Below are 16,935 nucleotides of genomic sequence, written 5' to 3'. Positions count from 1 at the left end.
GTTCATCATCTTCATGGCTTCAACGATGCACAGGGTGTCGCCTTTCTTCACGGTCTGGCCGACTTCAACGAAGGACGGCGAGGCTGGCGAAGACTTGCGGTAGAAAGTACCGACCATCGGCGAACGGGCAACGGTGCCGTTCAGCGCTGGAGCCGCAGCGGCAGCCGGGGCTGCAGCAGCAACAGGAGCGGCGGCAACAGGTGCAGCAGCCGGTGCTTGCATCGGTGCAGGCGCGTAGTACTGCTGAGCCGGGGTCTTGCTGTGGCGGCTGATACGTACGGACTCTTCGCCTTCCTTGATCTCGAGCTCGTCGATGCCGGACTCTTCCAGCAATTCGATCAGTTTCTTAACTTTACGGATATCCATGAATCATCAACTCCCAAGGGTCGGTCAGGGGCGTTTAACGCTTGTTGTTCAAGCCGTTGCCTGTCTTTCAAGCTGTTCCAGGGCAGCCTCCAGGGCCAGTCGGTAACCGCTGGCGCCAAGGCCGCAGATCACTCCCACCGCTACGTCGGAGAAGTAAGAGTGATGGCGGAAAGGTTCGCGTTTGTGCACGTTGGACAAATGCACTTCGATGAATGGGATGCTCACTCCCAGCAGCGCGTCACGTAATGCGACACTTGTGTGCGTAAAAGCTGCTGGATTGATCAGGATGAAGTCCACCCCTTCGCCGCGAGCGGCGTGGATGCGGTCGATCAATTCGTACTCGGCATTGCTTTGCAGGTACAGCAGATGATGGCCTGCTTCGCGGGCGCGGCGTTCCAGGTCCTGATTGATCTGCGCCAGGGTCGTCGACCCATAGGTGCCCGGTTCACGGGTGCCGAGCAGGTTCAGGTTGGGGCCGTGCAGCACCAGTAGGGTTGCCATCTGCGTAGTCCTTGTCATGAGTGAGCAATCGTCAGAACCCGGCGACTATGCCGCAAAGGCTTTGTGACTGTCCAGTTCTATGCAATAGCCAGCACGATGGCCGATGTTTGCGCGAAATTTGTGACCGTGTCATTAAATCCGGTCACTTGTGATGGTTGGACGCCTTCGCGAGCAAGCTCGCTCCCACAGCGATTGTGAGCAACACCGATTCATGGTGGGAGCGAGCGTGCTCGCGAAGGCGATCGATCAAACGCGGAAGGCCTGAACGGCTGTATGCAGTTGGCCGCCCAGCACCAGCAGGTTCTCACCCTGTTCACGTCCCTGACCAATGCGCAGCAAGTTATCCCCACCCAGTTGATGAATCCGTTCGCTGTGATCGCGAATCTCGCTGACCGCGCCGCTCTGTTGAGCGGTGACATCGGCAATGCGGATCGCCGTGTCGGAAATGGTCTGGATCGCGCCAACGATTTTATCCAGCGCGCCATCCGCCGCTTGCGCCTGATTGGCCGTGGCTTCGGCGTGCTCGACCTGCGCGCGCATGCCCTCGACCGATTGCCGGGCGGCGGTTTGCAGGCCGGCGATCAGTGTTTGGATTTCTGCCGTCGCCCCCGCCGTCCGCTGCGCCAGCGAGCGGACTTCCTCGGCGACTACGGCAAAACCGCGGCCCATCTCCCCGGCGCGTGCCGCTTCAATCGCCGCGTTCAGCGCCAGCAGGTTGGTCTGGTCGGCAATTGAGCGGATCACCGTCAGCACGCCGCCAATGGTCGCCGACTCTTCGGCCAGATGTTCGATCATCTGCGCGTTGCCTTGCACTTCACCCACCAGCGCGTGCAACCCCGTCAGGCTCTGGCCGATGACGGTCTGACCGTGCTCAACGGCCAGACCTGCATGGCGACTGGCATCCGCTGCCTGCTGAGCATCACCGGCGACTTGCTGAATGGTGGCCTCAAGTTCGCCGAGGGAGTCACGGATCAGCGCCGTATCACCGGCCTGATGTTCGGCGCCGCTGTGCAAGTCGTTGCTCAACTCGGCGAGGGTCCGACTGCTGCCCGCCACTTGCTCGGCATTGCCGCGAATGGTGCCGACCAGATCGACCAGATAGGCACGCAGGCGGTTGAGCGAGGCTTCGATGTCGTGCAGTTCGCGATTGGTTTTGCCTAACTGAATGTCACGGCTGAAATCGCCTTCGGCCCAGGTCGACAGGGCTGGAGCCAGGTGGGTCAGGGTGCGGGCCAGACGTCGCTGCAGAGTATCGATCAGCAGCGCAATCAACAGAATCAAGCCGATCATCGCGCCCTGCATCAGTCGCACTTCACCCTGGATTTTTCCGTGCTGGGCGCGCACCACGGGCTCCAGTCCGGCGATGGCTTGCTGCACGGCGGCGATTTTCAAGTGTGTGGCGCTGCTCAGGTCGGTGCGTTTCTGGATCTGCTCGCGGGTGCGTTCCAACTCCGCCGGGTAGCGGCCGAGCAGGCTGTTGAGTTCACGCTTGAGGCCGACACCGGCATCTTCGGCGACGGCTTTTTCGGTGTTCTCGATGCCCATCATCGCTGCGAAGTCATCGCTGTTCGATTCATTGCTGGCGACCACACCGAGCAAGGGCAGGGCGTCGATCACCTGCGCTTGGGCGCGGATGTTGCTGACTTCTCGCTCAACGTCGGCGGCTAATTCGCTGCGTCCGCTACTGACCAGTTTGTCCCGCGCCAACGACAGTTTGCCTAAGTGCTGAGACGCGACGAGGAGCGGCGTCAGGTAGGCCGCGTTGCCATTGGCGTAAGTGCTGAGTTGCTCGAGGCTGGCGCTCAGTTCGCGTTCGGCCTGCAGCAGTAATGCCTGCGGATCACCGGCCAGTTTGCCGGCAGCGAGCAGATCGGTTTTGCTGAATTCTTCGAGGCTCGACAGGCTCGGGTGCAGCGTGTCGGCCAGTGCTGGCGGCAATTCGCCGAGTTCTTTTTGCAAGCCTTCGATGGCCTGGCTGGCGCTGCTCAGGCGCAGTGCATCGCCACTGGCGAGGTAGTCCTCGACGTTGCGCGCCACCTCATTCTGAAATTGCTGCGACAGTCCCAGATAACGCTCCATCAGCAAATACGGGCGTTCCAGAGCTTTTTGCGACCACCACAGGGTGGCGCCGAGTGCCACGCACACGGCGACCAGCAGCAGAGTATTGAGATTGGTGAGCAACTTCAGGCGCATGACGGCTACCAACGGCAGAAATGGTAAGCGCCTGAATTTATTGCGGTTCTATTACAAGGTTATGACCGAATCGGTTGATTCCGATGAAAAGATGGCACTTTGCTTTGAGTCCCGCGCGGCCTGCACTCGATTGCGTCCGGCACCCTTGGCGCGGTACAGCGCTTCGTCGGCTTGGCTGGCCATCATCAGGCTGTCGGAATCGTCATGCATTTCCACCACCCCGGCGCTGAAGGTGCACCACAAATCTTGCGGTTGCGCGGGGTAGTGGATTTCGGCAAAGCGTTGACGAATCTCGTCGAGCACTTTGTGCGCGGCTTCGATATCGGTGTCGGGCATGACGATGGCGAACTCTTCGCCGCCGTACCGGCCGATGAAATCGGTTTTGCGCAGACGTTGTTTAAGAAACAGCGCGAGGCTCTTGATCACGCGGTCGCCCATTGGGTGGCCGTGGCTGTCATTGACCCGTTTGAAGTGGTCGATGTCGAGCATCGCAAAGCTCAGCGGCTTGTTCTCGCGGCGGGCGCGGAACGAGCAGTCTTCGAGCAATTGCAAAATGTGGGTGTGGTTGTACAAACCGGTCAGGCTGTCGCGCACCATCCGCGCCTTGAGGTTGCGCGCACGGGCGGCGCGGTTGCGCACGGTGGTGATCAGGTGGCGTGGCTTGATCGGTTTGGTCAGGAAGTCGTCGCCGCCCTCGCTCATGGCGTCGAGCTGTTTATCCAGATCGTCTTCGGCCGACAGGTAAATGATCGGCACGCTGACGTAGCGGTCGTTGTGGCGGATCACCTTGGCCAGCTCGGTGCCAGTGCAGGCCGGCATGTACATGTCGAGGATGATCAGGTCTGGCTGGAAATCCGCCAGTTCGGCCATGGCCTGAATCGGTTCGATCAGGGTGCGTGTGACGATCCCGGCGCTGTTGAGCAGGCGTTCGGTGTGTAAGGCCTGGGCGCGGGAGTCATCGATGATCAGCACTTTATAAGGTTCGTACTGAGCGACGCAGGTGAGGACTTCGATCTTCTCCAGCAGGCTCGACGCTTCGAGGGTGCCGGTGAGAAATTCCTGACCACCGGCGCGCACGGCGGCGAGGCGGGTCGGCGTATCGGTTTCGTGCAGGCTGAAGAACAGCAACGGCAACGGCTCGTCCAGGCCTACTTGCGCTTCGGCGGCGAGTTTCAGGCCAATGCCGGCCCCGCTGAAATCCACGTCCATGACGATCGCGGCTGGCAAACGCTCGACCATCGAGGAGCGAAACGCTGCCACGCTATCAAGCGCCTGAGCGCTCAGACCGAAAAATTCCAGTTGTTTGGCCAATCGCTCAGCGCGGTCATGGTCCTGCAGCATGACGTAGATCGGTTTGCGCAGCGGCGGCAGGAAGGTCTGGTCGAGTTGATCGCCATGGCGCAGGCCGGTGCGTGACAGGCGTTGCATCAAGCGATTGAGGTCAGTGATCAATCCGCTGCTCAGTCGGCCACGATTGGCATCCACCGCTTCCAGCGACTGGCCGATGTGGCGCGCAAGCTGGGTGTGTTCGGGCTGTTCGAAGCGCTCGGCAAAACGCAGCAGGCGCAAGTTGGCCTCGCTCAGTTCGGCGAGGTCGACGGTGGACCACTCACTGCGTTGCAGGCGCTGCCATATCTCAAGAATCTGACGTGCCTGATGAATTACCCGCTGGGCAAAGTGGTGCTTGAGACGCTCACGGCTGGGGTCTTCTGGCTCGGTCATATCCTGACTACTAGTTAGGCTGCATGCTGAGATCGACTGGTGGCTCTATGCTAGCACCTCTTTTCCCTTAGACGAGTGTCATGAGTCAATAATCTGCAGTGCATCACTATTCAGTTTCTGACCAAGTGGTTTTGTTTTTGACCTGTTCGTCGGCGAAGTCCCGTTGAATCGGCAGTTTGCAGTGTGATCTGCTTAAATCTGAGTGATTTTCAGGTGCGCATCTCATCAGTGCAGTGAATGCGCTGAACGATGGTTTTCACTGCCCTGCGGCGCTATGGATGTGAGGAGTCGGTATCAGGGATTCCCTTAGTTCAAATGTTGCCTCATTCGCTTGAACGATTTACGGCTTATCTTTAATGGCGGGTGCCGGCCCAAGGCACGTTGTTGTATGGTTGTGGTCGAACCGTTGAACCCAAGTGATTGAAAGGATATCGCCATGCTGGACTGGAAAAACCGCGCGGGCAGCGCGCCTGAACGTGCTGCCGAGCCGAAGTCGGCAACCCGCAGCTATGTCGGCGGGGTGTTGTTCAGCCGTGCGCTGGCCACGCTGGTCGGCATCTATCTATTGGTGACCATCGGCCTTGGCTGGTACTGGAGCCAGGAGCCGGCGCTGTTTCCGGTGGCACAAAACGCGCAGTTGGCTGCCGAGAAAGAAGGCAAGCAAATGGTGATCGGCTACACCACCGTCGAAACCCTCAAGACCGTTGCCAGCACCTTGCTCGACAAACCGGGCGGTTACATTTCCAATGACCGCTTCCCGCCAGGCCTGTGGATGGACAACACGCCGAGCTGGGAATATGGCGTACTGGTGCAAGTGCGCGACTTGACCCGTGCCCTGCGCAAAGACTTCGCCCGTTCGCAATCGCAGTCGGCGGAAGATGCCGATCTGGCCAAGGCCGAACCGCGTTTCAACTTCGACAACAAGAGCTGGATCTTGCCATCCAGTGAGTCGGAGTATCAGGAAGGCATCAACTCCTTGAGCCGTTATCAGGCACGCTTGTCTGATCCGACCCAGAAAAACGCGCTGTTCTACGCCCGTGCCGATAACCTGAACAACTGGCTGGGCGATGTCGGCACCCGCTTGGGTTCGCTGTCGCAACGGCTGTCGGCAAGCGTCGGCCGGGTCAAACTCAACACCGCGCTGAAAACCGAAGCTCCGGCCGTTGGCGAAGTGCCGCAGGTCGACGAAGAAGTTGTCGAAACCCCGTGGATGCAGATTGACAACGTTTTCTACGAAGCTCGCGGTCAGGCCTGGGCGCTGTCGCACTTGCTGCGCGCCATCGAAGTCGACTTCGCCGATGTGCTGGCGAAGAAGAACGCCACGGTCAGCGTGCGTCAGATCATCCGCGAACTGGAAGCCTCGCAGGAGCCTGTCTGGAGCCCGATGATCCTCAACGGCAGTGGCTTCGGCGTGCTGGCCAACCACTCGCTGGTCATGGCCAACTATATTTCCCGGGCCAACGCCGCCGTCATCGATTTGCGTCAACTGCTCAATCAGGGCTGATTCATGAGTCAGAACGCCAAAGAGGCGGCGCATCGCGCTGCCTCGGATGCCGAACACATTGCCTGGGTTGACGAGCAGGACAACCTGCTCGGTGCCTTGGTGCGTGCCGATTTGCGCGATAGAGGACTGATCGGTCGCGGCACTTACATCATGCTGTTCAATTCTGCCGGAGACCTTTGCGTGCACCGGCGCACGTTGAGCAAGGCCATTTATCCCGGTTACTGGGACGTGGCGGCCGGCGGCATGGTTCAGGCGAATGAGACTTACGCCGAGTCAGCGGCCCGTGAGCTGGAAGAGGAACTGGGTGTGAGCGGCGTTGAACTTACCGCTCACGACCATTTCTACTTCGAAGACACCGGCAACCGTCTGTGGTGTTCGGCGTTTTCCGCGGTGTGGGACGGCCCACTGATCCTGCAGCCCGAAGAAGTGCTGGAAGCGCGCTTTATTTCCGTCGAGCAAGTGATGCGCGAAATCGAGCAAAAGCCTTATTGCCCGGACTCGTTGGCCGCGCTCAAGCGCTATCTGAAGGCTCAGCAAAGCGACGTCGCAAAGAACACATAAATTGGCGCCGATTGGCTCTTAGCAATCGGCGTTTTTGCCGTTACACTGCGCGACCTTTTCAAGCTGTACCGGCCTGCTTTTAGTGAAGCGTCGGTGCAGTAGCGCTGCCCCTGCCTGAGTGGGGCTTCGCGGTCGATAACCTTGCCCAAGGTTGCGATCAGTCTTTGTCCTCCCAAGAGGATTGCCGGTGGCCAAAAAAGCCGCATCCTTCGCCGCCTTAGGTGGCCTGGTATTTTCCACCGACGCAGGTCGTCATTGCCCGGAATGCAGTAAACCGGTGGACGTCTGCATCTGCAAACAAACCGTGATCCCGGCCGGTGACGGCATTGCCCGCGTGCGTCGCGAGAGCAAGGGCCGTGGCGGCAAGACGGTGACCACCATCACCGGCGTGCCGCTGGCTGAAGACGCGCTCAAAGAGTTGGCGACAACGTTAAAGAAACGTTGCGGCACCGGTGGGGCGTTGAAAGACGGGATCATCGAAATCCAGGGCGATCATGTCGAGCTACTCTTGGCTGAGCTGATCAAGCACGGTTTCAAAGCGAAGAAGTCCGGCGGCTAGCAGCCTCTGTGAAACCCACCTGCGGCTTGATCCGGTTCTGAACAGTTTCAGCATCGGCGTCGTCTCCATGGTTTCACAGAGCCTGTTCATGACCGGTTTCTAAACTCCACGCTGTCAGCGCGGTCTACCGCCGCGCTGACGAACCGTCATTTTCATTCTTTAGACTGCGCCGGCCTGAGATCAGGCGACGCACTATGACTTCTTTATAGGGGACTTCGATGTCCGTAAGACGCACACGCAAAGACGATGGCAGCCAATGGACAGTTGCGGACAGCCGCAGTGTTTACGGGATTCGCCATTGGGGGGCCGGGTATTTCGCGATCAATGACGCCGGTCGCGTCGAAGTTCGTCCGAACGGCCCGAACAGTTCGCCTATCGACCTGTTCGAGCAAGTCGATCAACTGCGCCAAAGCGGTTTGTCCTTGCCGTTGCTGGTTCGTTTTCCCGACATCCTGCAAGACCGTGTCCGTCAACTGACCGGTGCTTTCGATGCGAACATCGAGCGCCTGGAGTACCAAAGCAAGTACACCGCGCTGTACCCGATCAAGGTTAACCAGCAAGAAGCGGTGATCGAGAACATCATCGCCACCCAGGACGTCTCCATCGGTCTGGAAGCCGGCTCCAAGCCTGAGCTGCTGGCCGTGCTGGCACTGGCGCCGAAGGGCGGCACCATCGTCTGCAACGGTTACAAGGACCGCGAGTTCATTCGTCTGGCGCTGATGGGCCAGAAACTCGGTCACAACGTATTCATCGTCATCGAGAAAGAGTCCGAAGTCGCTCTGGTGATCGAAGAAGCCGCCTCGCTCAAGGTCAAGCCACAGGTCGGCCTGCGCGTGCGGCTGTCGTCGCTGGCGTCGTCCAAGTGGGCGGACACCGGTGGTGAGAAGTCCAAATTCGGTCTGTCGGCGGCGCAACTGCTGTCGGTGGTCGAGCGCTTCCGTGCCGCCGGCCTGGATCAAGGCATTCGCCTGCTGCACTTCCACATGGGTTCGCAGATCGCCAACCTGGCCGACTATCAGCACGGCTTCAAGGAAGCGATCCGTTACTACGGCGAGCTGCGCAATCTCGGTCTGCCGGTCGATCACATCGACGTCGGCGGCGGTCTGGGCGTCGACTACGATGGCACGCACTCGCGCAACGCCAGTTCGATCAACTACGACATGGACGATTACGCCGGTGTCGTGGTCGGGATGCTCAAGGAGTTCTGCGACGCGCAGAGCCTGCCACACCCGCACATCTTCTCCGAAAGCGGCCGTTCGCTGACCGCGCACCACGCCATGCTGGTGGTGCAGGTGACCGACGTCGAGAAACACAACGACGACGTGCCGCAGATCGAGAACAAGGAATCGCTGCCGGAAACCGTGCAGTGGCTGGTTGACCTGCTGGGCCCGACCGACATCGAAATGGTCACCGAAACCTACTGGCGCGCCACGCACTACATGAGCGACGTGGCAGCCCAGTACGCTGACGGCAAGCTGACCCTGGCCGAGAAAGCCTTGGCCGAGCAGTGCTACTTCGCCGTGTGCCGTCGCCTGCACAACTCGCTGAAAGCCCGTCAGCGTTCACACCGTCAGGTGCTCGACGAACTCAACGACAAGCTGGCCGACAAGTACATCTGCAACTTCTCGGTGTTCCAGAGCCTGCCGGACACTTGGGCAATCGATCAGGTACTGCCGATCATCCCGCTGCACCGCCTCGACGAAGAGCCGCTACGCCGTGCTGTGCTGCAGGATCTGACCTGCGACTCCGATGGCAAGATCAACCAGTACGTCGACGAGCAGAGCATCGAGACCAGCCTGCCCGTGCACGGCCTGAACGAAGGTGAAGACTACTTGCTGGGTGTGTTCCTAGTCGGCGCCTATCAGGAAATCCTCGGCGACATGCACAATCTGTTCGGTGACACCGACTCGGTGAACATCTACCAGAACGCTGATGGCAGCGTGTACCACGCCGGCATCGAAACCCACGACACCATCGAAGACATGCTGCGTTACGTGCACTTGTCGCCGGAAGAACTGATGACTCACTACCGCGACAAATGCGCCAGTGCCCGCATCAGTGCCAGCGAACGTACGCAATTTCTCGATGCCTTGCGTCTGGGCCTGACCCGCTCCTCCTACCTGTCCTCCTGAGGCCAGGTTGCAATCTCGCCGGGTTGTCTGAAATTTTCCCAAACGCTGCGGAAAAATCGGATGGCTCGGTGGGATACATCCCAAAATCTTCGCGAAATGCTTGGCTATCCAAGCCGGCAAAGTCATCCGGTCTGCTTTTCGCGTAGGTCATTTCCTAAGTTGTACTTCGGCACTCTACTCGGCACGGGGTCTCGGCGAGAATCCCCGACCGCCCCTCCTGTAGAGATCCGCCCATGTTCGATCCAGTCAACGAGTCGTCGTTTCGTCTCGATGTAGCGGGCCTGTCCGCCCCTTTCGAAGTCCTGGCCTTTACCGGTAGCGAAGCCCTCAGCGAGCCTTTTGCGTTCGAGATCGATGTGTTGATCGACGATCCGCAGTTGGATCTCGCCGGCCTGCTTTACCGTTCGGCGTTCCTGTGTTTCGGACCGTCGGGGGAGGGCGTGCACGGGCAGTTGCAGAGTCTTGTCCAGCATGAGCACGGGCACGGTTCGCGGCTGAGTCGGATCCGTTTGGGGCCGAAACTCGGTTGCCTCGATCTGCGTATCAGTCAGCGGATATTCAGTGGCCGATCGGTGCCGCAGATCATCAATCAGGTGCTCAGGGAGCACGGGATTGTCGGCGCTCAGCGACGCTTCGACTTGCACGGCGACTACCCGGCCCGCACGTTCTGCACGCAATACCGTGAGTCCGATCTGCAACTGCTCCAGCGCTTGTGCGCGCAGGCACGGATTCACTACTTCTTTGAACACGAGCATGACCGGCATTGCCTGGTGTTCGGCGATGATCCAGCACGGTTGCCATTGGCTGAAGTCGCGCTGTATCAGCGCGAGCGCGCCGATCCTTTTTCTTCGCCCGCGGTCCACCATTGGCAACTGCTGGAATCGTTTCAGGGCGAGGGCGCGTGGCAGGCGCCAAATGCCGAAGGACGCAGTGATTTGGCGGCGTTGCGCAGCGGTCAATGGCTGCGCCTGGCCGATCATCCGTTCGCCGAGTGCAATCGCCATTGGTTGTTGACGCGGATTGAACATAGCGCGGATCCGGCCCTTGATCTGCCCTATGCCAACCGACTGTTCGGCGCGCTGCAGTTACCGCCGTCTGCGGCGGCCGCGATGCCGTCGAGACCGCGCATGCACAGCCTGCAACGGGCCTGGGTGGTGACGGTCGATGAGCCGCAGCCTGATTGCAGGCGGCCGGTGGCGGTGCAGTTCGATTGGCTCTATCAGGGCGAAGGTGCGGCGCCGAGTCATTGTTGGCTGCCGCTCGCACCGGCCTTGGCCGATGCGCCGTTGGCGGCGCTGAGCGATGGCGTGGAAGTGGTGGTGAGTTTCTTTGAGGGCGATCCAGATCAACCGGTGATCAGCGGCGTTCTCCAGCCGTCGGTCATGGAGGCGCAGATCAGCGATGAGCCGCCGATGCCTGTGCCAACCCGGTTGGCGAGTGAAGGCTTGCAGCAACTGCTGACGTCGGGCGAACCGTTATTGCTGCTGTGCCTGATTCCGGGAGGTGGCAGTTTCAGCCACTGCGCAGAGTCGGTCTGCAGTTGTCGGTTGGTCGCGGCGCTTGAACAGAGCGGCGCAACATGAGTGGCGCGGCGCATGAGCCGACGGCGCAATGGCTGTTGCTCGACGGCGCGGATGCCGCGCGGGCATTGACGGTATTGCATCAGGGCTTCCCCGGAGTACGGTGCTTCTGGTTGTTTGACGGTACCGAGTTTCAACCGGTCAGTGAGCACGGTCCGGTGCTGGTCGACTTGCACAATTGCCCGGCATTGGCGTCGTTGTGTCACAGCGACCCGGATACCTGGCGCGGTCTGCTGCTGGGCAGCGAGGCAACGGCGCAGGAGCTGCTCAGCCATTTGCAGCGCATGCTCACGGTCTCGTTCGGCTTGAGCCATCGGGCCTTGCTCAGCTATTACAACCGCCAGACCGCTAGCTACTTTTTCGACGCCTGTGACGCTGGCGAATTGAGTCGCTGGCTCGGGCCGATCCGCCTGTTGCGTTGGTTCGGAGGCACCTGGGCCGACTACGCGATTGGCAGTCAGGGTTGGCAGCAGTTGCGTAACCCTGGGCTGGCCGTCGAGCCACTGAACATCGAAGAAAACCTCACCCGTCGTCAGCGCGAGCGCCTGCAAACCTGCCTGCTGGAGCAGCACATCTGGCGCTGGTGCCAATCGTTGGGAACCGATTACGCGGCGATGGCCTCCCATGTCCAACAAGGCCTGGAGCTGGGGTTCAGCGACCGCACCGTGCTCGATGGCTGGTTGTGGCTACGCTTGCTGCATCCGCGTGCCGTGCTGGTGCCTCCCCCGGTGGGGCTGACCCAGCAGGAGCGGCTTGACCATGTACGTCGCCAGTGGCACGGCGATCAATTTTGAGATGAGGTTCTGCGCGTATGGCAGGTTTTTTCCGGCAAGGGGTCGGCGCAATGCTGGGGGGCGTATTGCTGTTGGCACTGAGCGGTTGTTCGCCGGTGAAACTGCTCAATGCGCTGACCCCGGACACCACGTTCGACAAAACCACGGGCATTGCTTATGGCGACGATCCCCGGCAGAAGCTCGATGTGTATGTGCCGCATCATGCGTTGCCGGATGCGCCGGTGGTGGTGTTTTTCTACGGTGGCAGTTGGAACAGTGGCGACCGTGAAGACTACACGTTTGTCGGCGAGGCGCTGGCATCGCGGGGGATAGTCGCGGTGGTGGCGGATTATCGCTTGTATCCGCAAGTGCGTTACCCGCGGTTTCTGCAGGACGGCGCCCGGGCGGTTGCCTGGACCAAAACGCACATCCGCGAGTTTTCCGGCAATCCGCAGCGCTTGTATCTGATGGGCCACAGCTCCGGTGGCTACAACGCGGCAATGCTGGCGCTGGACAAGGACTGGCTCGCTGCGGTGGGCATGTCGCCCAGTGACATCAGCGGCTGGATCGGTCTGGCCGGGCCTTATGACTTTCTGCCAATCAAGAATCCAGACGTGCGCCCGGTGTTTTTCTGGCCGGACTCACCGCCGCAATCGCAGCCTATCAATCACGTCAGTCGCCACGCACCACCGGCTCTGCTGATCGCCGCGAACAAAGATGATCTGGTCAACCCGACACGCAACACCGGCGGCCTTGCGCGCAAACTGCGCGAGGCCGGGGTGCCGGTGCAGGATTTGTATTACTCGCGGCCCAATCACATAACGCTGGTGGCGACGCTGTCACGGCCACTGCGTCGACTGGCGCCGGTGCTTGATCAAGTGGTCGGGTTCATCGAACACACGCCGACTCAGTGAGTCGCGCCGCTGAACCAACCGTCGTTGCGCTTGAGCCAGAGGGCTTGCGCGCCGAGGGTGAGACTGCGCAGCACCATGAACAACAGAAACGTTATCCACAGACCGTGATTGCCCAAACCTTGCAGCGCCCACGCGAACGGCACCAGCAGTAGCACCGTCAGCAGCATGCCGTTGCGCATTTCGCGCGCACGGGTGGCACCGATGAACAGACCGTCGAGCAGGTAACTCCAGACCGCAATCAACGGCAGCACGGCGAGGTAGGGCAGATAAATGAACGCCGTGTCGCGCACGCTCTGGATGTTGGTCTGCATTTCGATAAACAGATGCCCCGCCAGCAAAAACAGCGTGGCGAATCCGAGGCTGGCGATCAGCGACCAACCGCCGGCCACCACCAGAGAACGGCGCAACGCGAGGCGATCACGGGCACCGATGGCGTGTCCACACAACGCCTCGACCGCGTGGGCCAGACCGTCCAGCGCATGAGCAGTCAGCAGCAGGCCGTTGAGCAGCAATGCGTTGGCCGCGACAGTGGCATCGCCGAGACGAGCGCCTTGCACGGTGATCATGAAAAACACTGATTGCAGCGCCAGGCTGCGGATGAAAATGTCGCGATTGACCGCCAGTAGCGGGCGCCAGCTCTGCCACACCTTGAGGGCGGCCCAGACAATATGCCCCGGATAGGCGCGCAATGCTTTGCGGGTCAGCATTAGCCCCAGAAGGGCACCGCTCCATTCGGCGATCACGGAGGCCCGAGCCGAGCCGACCACGCCCCAGTCCAGCCCCATGACGAACCACAGGTTTAGCACGATGTTGATCAGGTTGGTGGTCAGCAGAATCGCCAGCGGCGCCCGGGCGTTCTGCGTGCCGAGGAACCAGCCGACCAGAGCGTAACTGGCCAGCGCGGCGGGCAAGCCGAACAGCCGGGTGTGGAAAAAGTCGCGGGTCAGTTGATCAAGTTCCGCCGACGGTTGCATGAAGTGCAACGCCACGCCGCTTAACGGTACGCCCAAAGTGCCGAGCACCAGGGACAGTCCCATCGCCAGCAGCAGACCTTGCAACAGAATTTGCCGCAACGCCGCGCCATCACTGCGCCCGGCCGCTTGCGCGGCGAAGCCTGTGGTGCCCATGCGCAGAAAACCCATGGCCCAGGCGAGAAAGGTATACAGGCTGGCCCCGACCGCCACCGCGCCCAATTGATGGGCGTGAGGCAAGTGGCCGATGACGGTGCTGTCGACCAGCGCCACCAGTGGCACGGAAATATTGGAAAGGATCATCGGCGCAGCAAGCGCCCAGACCTTGCGGTGAGTCGGGCGGTCGCGCCAGTCGGCAATCAGGTTGGGCATGCGGGCTCCTTGGGGGAGCGGGGATTGTAGCGATTGATGCGGGTTGCAAGGCGATCAATTGTGGGAGTGAGCCTACTCGCTCCCACAGGCTCTTGCGGTGTCAGTGGATGATCCAACTCAGCAGCCACAACCCCAGCAGCAACCAGATGATCCCGGCAATGATCGACGCATTCATGAACGCGCGAATCGCCGACCACAACAGCATCAGACCGACGATCAGCGCGATGATGCTGATGATCGACGTATCCATGCCCAAGGTTCTGGACAAGCCGTCGACAAAGTTGCCGCCGGCATTGCTCAACAGGTTGAACAGCCCGCTGAGGCCATCAACGATAAAGCGGATGACCGAGCCGAGTGCCTGGCCGAGCCATTCGAAAAAGCTTTCTACCTGCATGTGTGCATCCTGATGAAAGAGCTGAGCCTTGGGCCACAACGTGGGTGGCCGAGTTCCCTGCAACTATAGAGGGTTTACCTCAATCCTGTGACAGCCCCTTGCCTTCAATCGGCATCCCCCCGAAGCTATACGCCTTCAGGAGAGCCCGATGAACCTTGTTGAACTGACCGAACGCCTGCACGCCATTCGCGACCGCAATGACTGGCGGCAATTTCACAGCCCGAAAAACCTCGCCATGGCCGCCAGCGTCGAGATGTCCGAACTGGTGGAGATCTTCCAGTGGCTGAGCGAAGACCAGTCGCGTCAGTTGCCAGCGGACAAACTCGCCCACGCCGGGCAGGAAGTCGGCGATATCGTCCTGTATCTGTTACTGCTGTGCAGCGAGTTGGGGTTGGACATGAATGACGTGGTGCGCAGCAAGCTCGCCGACAGCGAACGGCGGTTCAGCTGATGAGCGACCGGCATTTCGATCAGTTGGCGACCCGTTTCGCCGAAAAAATCTACGGTGGTGCCAAAGGCGCTATTCGCCTCGCGGTGTTGCAGGCTGACCTTGCCGAAGCGCTGCCGGATCGACCGTTGCGCGTATTGGACATCGGTGGCGGGTTGGGCCACATGTCGCTGTGGCTGGCCGAGCGCGGGCATGATGTGACCTTTACCGAGCCGGCCGAGCCGATGCTTGAAGGTGCGCGCCAGCGGTTTGCCGATGCCGGGCAAACCGCGACGTTCATTCAGGCGCCGTGGCAGGAGCTGCTCGGGCAACTCACCGAACCCTACGATCTGGTGATCTGCCACGCCGTGCTGGAATGGCTGGCCGAACCCCACGCGATCCTGCCGGTGTTGCATCAACTGACCAAACCCGGCGGATGGCTGTCCCTGGCGTTCTACAACCGTGATGCGCTGATCTATCGCAACCTGCTCAAAGGCCATTTCAAGAAGATGCGCAAGAACGTCATGGCCGGCGAAAAGCAGAGCCTGACCCCGCAGATGCCCCTCGACCCACGGGAACTGGCGACGCAACTCGAAGGCCTGTGGCAGGTCGAAACCCAAAGCGGGGTGAGGGTGTTCCACGATTACATGCCAGTCGAATTCCAGGCCCGCGCCGAACTTGTGGATTTGCTCGAGATGGAACTCGCTCACCGTCGTCACCCAAGCTTCGCCGGGCTTGGGCGTTACTTGCACTGGATCTGTCGGCCGATCTGATCGGAGCCTGAAATGAAAGCTCAATGCGGGTTATTGCTGATGTGTCTGGGGTTGGCCGCCTGCCAGGGCAACAACCCCTATGTGGCGCAGTCGCTACCCTTGCCGCCCGCGCCGCCACAAGCGGCCAACACCTTTGATCGCAGCGCCTACCCGGCGCCACCACGCGATTACGGGCGTTATCGCAGTTGGGCGTGGCTCAACGGACAATTGCCACCCGGCACCGCGTGGGCCGATTCGGCGCAAGTGGCCGAAGCTGTCAGCAATGGACTGGACCAGCGCGGCTTGCGCCCGTTGCATGACAACCGCCCGGCCGACCTGTTGGTCAGCGCCCGTTTGAGCCTGCAAACCCGCCTGCGCCAGGTGCAGGACGACAGCGGTTACTACGGCGGATACGGCGGCTATGACCGTTATGGTCGCGGTTACGGGATGTACAACACGGTGCCCATCGTGCGTACTTATCAAGAGCAGGTAGTGGTGGTGCAGGTCGACTTGTTCGATGCCGGCACCGGTCAACCTGTCTGGAGTGCCAGCGCCGAAACGGCGAACAACGGCAGCCAGATCGATCGCACCGATGCCATTCGCGAGGCTGTGGAAAAGGCCTTGTCGGCGTATCCTCCGAGTTAGCGCTCAGCAATGGGGGCGCTGTCGCAGGTTCATGTCTTCAACCGGAGAAATTCCATGTTCCGCCGTCTCGCTTTACTGGCCATGGCCGCGCTGCTCAGCGCCTGCGCCGCCAACCAGGTCAATCATGATTTCGATGCCAGCCGCGACTTTGCCGCGTATCGCAGTTGGAGCTGGAAAGAACCCGCCCTGCAATACCGCCCCGATGACCCACGGATCAAGAGCGACCTGACCGAACAACGCATTCGCCAGGCGGTCACCGATCAACTGGACCAGCGCGGTTTGCGCCCGGCCGCTGTAGGCGCCAAGGGCGATTTGAGTGTGCAGGCGTATCTGATCGTCGAGGATCGTCAGCAGCAAGTGACGACCAACTACGGCGGCGGTTGGGGTGGGCCGTGGAATGGTTACTGGGGCGCGCCGATGTACAACGAAACGCGCAACATCACCTACAAGGTCGCGACCATCCAGATCGACCTGCTCGATGGCAAGGACGGCAAACTGGTCTGGCGCGGCAGCGATGAGCGCATGCTCAGCAGCACCCCCAACCCGGCGGATCGCAGCGCTGCGGTTCG

Annotated in this window: 17 protein-coding genes; 11 read left to right on the top strand and 6 right to left on the bottom strand. The window is 60.6% G+C overall.

Going from position 1 to position 16,935, the window contains the following annotated elements; translation table 11 throughout:
* The 4 genes from accB to gcbA form a co-directional block, all read right to left on the bottom strand.
* Positions 1-366, bottom strand: a 366-nt coding sequence (gene accB, locus ACIOU6_RS16500; RefSeq protein ID WP_401137926.1) for an acetyl-CoA carboxylase biotin carboxyl carrier protein, incomplete at its 3' end; no start/stop codon positions are given.
* A gap of 48 nt (positions 367-414) precedes the next feature.
* On the bottom strand, positions 415-867 hold the full coding sequence (aroQ, locus tag ACIOU6_RS16495; RefSeq protein ID WP_221732804.1) for a type II 3-dehydroquinate dehydratase: 453 nt from the start codon (positions 865-867) through the stop codon (positions 415-417).
* Between the two features lie 246 nt (positions 868-1,113).
* Positions 1,114-2,157: a methyl-accepting chemotaxis protein gene (locus ACIOU6_RS16490; protein ID WP_401137931.1), complete on the bottom strand. Its 1,044-nt coding sequence runs from the start codon at positions 2,155-2,157 to the stop codon at positions 1,114-1,116.
* A 954-nt stretch (positions 2,158-3,111) separates the two neighbouring features.
* Complete coding sequence (gene gcbA / locus ACIOU6_RS16485; RefSeq protein ID WP_221732802.1) at positions 3,112-4,782, bottom strand: diguanylate cyclase GcbA; 1,671 nt, start codon at positions 4,780-4,782, stop codon at positions 3,112-3,114.
* Positions 4,783-5,218: 436 nt separating this feature from the next.
* Here gcbA and ACIOU6_RS16480 point away from each other — a divergent pair, with 436 nt between their 5' ends.
* From ACIOU6_RS16480 to ACIOU6_RS16450, 7 genes are all read left to right on the top strand, one after another.
* A complete protein-coding gene (locus tag ACIOU6_RS16480; RefSeq protein WP_221732801.1) occupies positions 5,219-6,286 on the top strand; it encodes a DUF2333 family protein in 1,068 nt (355 codons plus the stop codon).
* 3 nt (positions 6,287-6,289) lie between these two features.
* Positions 6,290-6,847: an NUDIX hydrolase gene (locus ACIOU6_RS16475; RefSeq protein ID WP_221732800.1), complete on the top strand. Its 558-nt coding sequence runs from the start codon at positions 6,290-6,292 to the stop codon at positions 6,845-6,847.
* A gap of 187 nt (positions 6,848-7,034) precedes the next feature.
* Complete coding sequence (locus ACIOU6_RS16470) at positions 7,035-7,406, top strand: translation initiation factor Sui1 (protein WP_202370046.1); 372 nt, start codon at positions 7,035-7,037, stop codon at positions 7,404-7,406.
* Positions 7,407-7,624: 218 nt separating this feature from the next.
* Entirely contained in the window at positions 7,625-9,538 is a 1,914-nt protein-coding gene (gene speA, locus ACIOU6_RS16465) for an arginine decarboxylase (protein WP_221732798.1), read from the top strand.
* Positions 9,539-9,771: 233 nt separating this feature from the next.
* The gene (locus tag ACIOU6_RS16460; RefSeq protein WP_401137921.1) at positions 9,772-11,121 is read left to right on the top strand and encodes a type VI secretion system Vgr family protein; all 1,350 of its coding nucleotides are present in this window, start codon (positions 9,772-9,774) and stop codon (positions 11,119-11,121) included.
* Positions 11,118-11,912 (top strand): DUF4123 domain-containing protein, encoded by a 795-nt coding sequence (locus ACIOU6_RS16455; RefSeq protein ID WP_401137918.1) that lies wholly within the window; start codon positions 11,118-11,120, stop codon positions 11,910-11,912. The genes ACIOU6_RS16460 and ACIOU6_RS16455 overlap by 4 nt, the downstream gene beginning before the upstream one ends.
* A gap of 17 nt (positions 11,913-11,929) precedes the next feature.
* Entirely contained in the window at positions 11,930-12,805 is an 876-nt protein-coding gene (locus ACIOU6_RS16450; protein WP_401137916.1) for an alpha/beta hydrolase, read from the top strand.
* Here the strand turns inward: ACIOU6_RS16450 and ACIOU6_RS16445 are convergent.
* Both ACIOU6_RS16445 and ACIOU6_RS16440 read right to left on the bottom strand, forming a co-directional pair.
* Positions 12,799-14,148, bottom strand: a complete 1,350-nt coding sequence (locus ACIOU6_RS16445; protein WP_401137913.1) for an MATE family efflux transporter — start codon at positions 14,146-14,148, stop codon at positions 12,799-12,801. The two genes, ACIOU6_RS16450 and ACIOU6_RS16445, sit on opposite strands and share 7 nt — an antisense overlap.
* A 100-nt stretch (positions 14,149-14,248) precedes the next feature.
* Positions 14,249-14,542, bottom strand: coding sequence for a hypothetical protein (locus ACIOU6_RS16440; protein WP_221732793.1), 294 nt, complete (start codon positions 14,540-14,542; stop codon positions 14,249-14,251).
* Positions 14,543-14,690: 148 nt separating this feature from the next.
* Here ACIOU6_RS16440 and ACIOU6_RS16435 point away from each other — a divergent pair, with 148 nt between their 5' ends.
* The 4 genes from ACIOU6_RS16435 to ACIOU6_RS16420 form a co-directional block, all read left to right on the top strand.
* Positions 14,691-14,993: a MazG-like family protein gene (locus tag ACIOU6_RS16435; protein ID WP_221732792.1), complete on the top strand. Its 303-nt coding sequence runs from the start codon at positions 14,691-14,693 to the stop codon at positions 14,991-14,993.
* Positions 14,993-15,742 (top strand): methyltransferase, encoded by a 750-nt coding sequence (locus ACIOU6_RS16430; RefSeq protein WP_221732791.1) that lies wholly within the window; start codon positions 14,993-14,995, stop codon positions 15,740-15,742. The genes ACIOU6_RS16435 and ACIOU6_RS16430 overlap by 1 nt, the downstream gene beginning before the upstream one ends.
* Positions 15,743-15,754: 12 nt before the next feature.
* Positions 15,755-16,366 (top strand): DUF4136 domain-containing protein, encoded by a 612-nt coding sequence (locus ACIOU6_RS16425; RefSeq protein WP_221732790.1) that lies wholly within the window; start codon positions 15,755-15,757, stop codon positions 16,364-16,366.
* 54 nt (positions 16,367-16,420) lie between these two features.
* The coding region (locus ACIOU6_RS16420; RefSeq protein WP_401137909.1) for a DUF4136 domain-containing protein at positions 16,421-16,935 on the top strand (515 nt) is incomplete at its 3' end.

It is taken from the genome of Pseudomonas sp. NPDC087615, from assembly GCF_044743445.1.
In the GTDB taxonomy this organism is placed as follows: Bacteria; Pseudomonadota; Gammaproteobacteria; order Pseudomonadales; family Pseudomonadaceae; genus Aquipseudomonas; species Aquipseudomonas baetica_A.
This window is presented reverse-complemented; position numbering and strand designations above follow the sequence as displayed.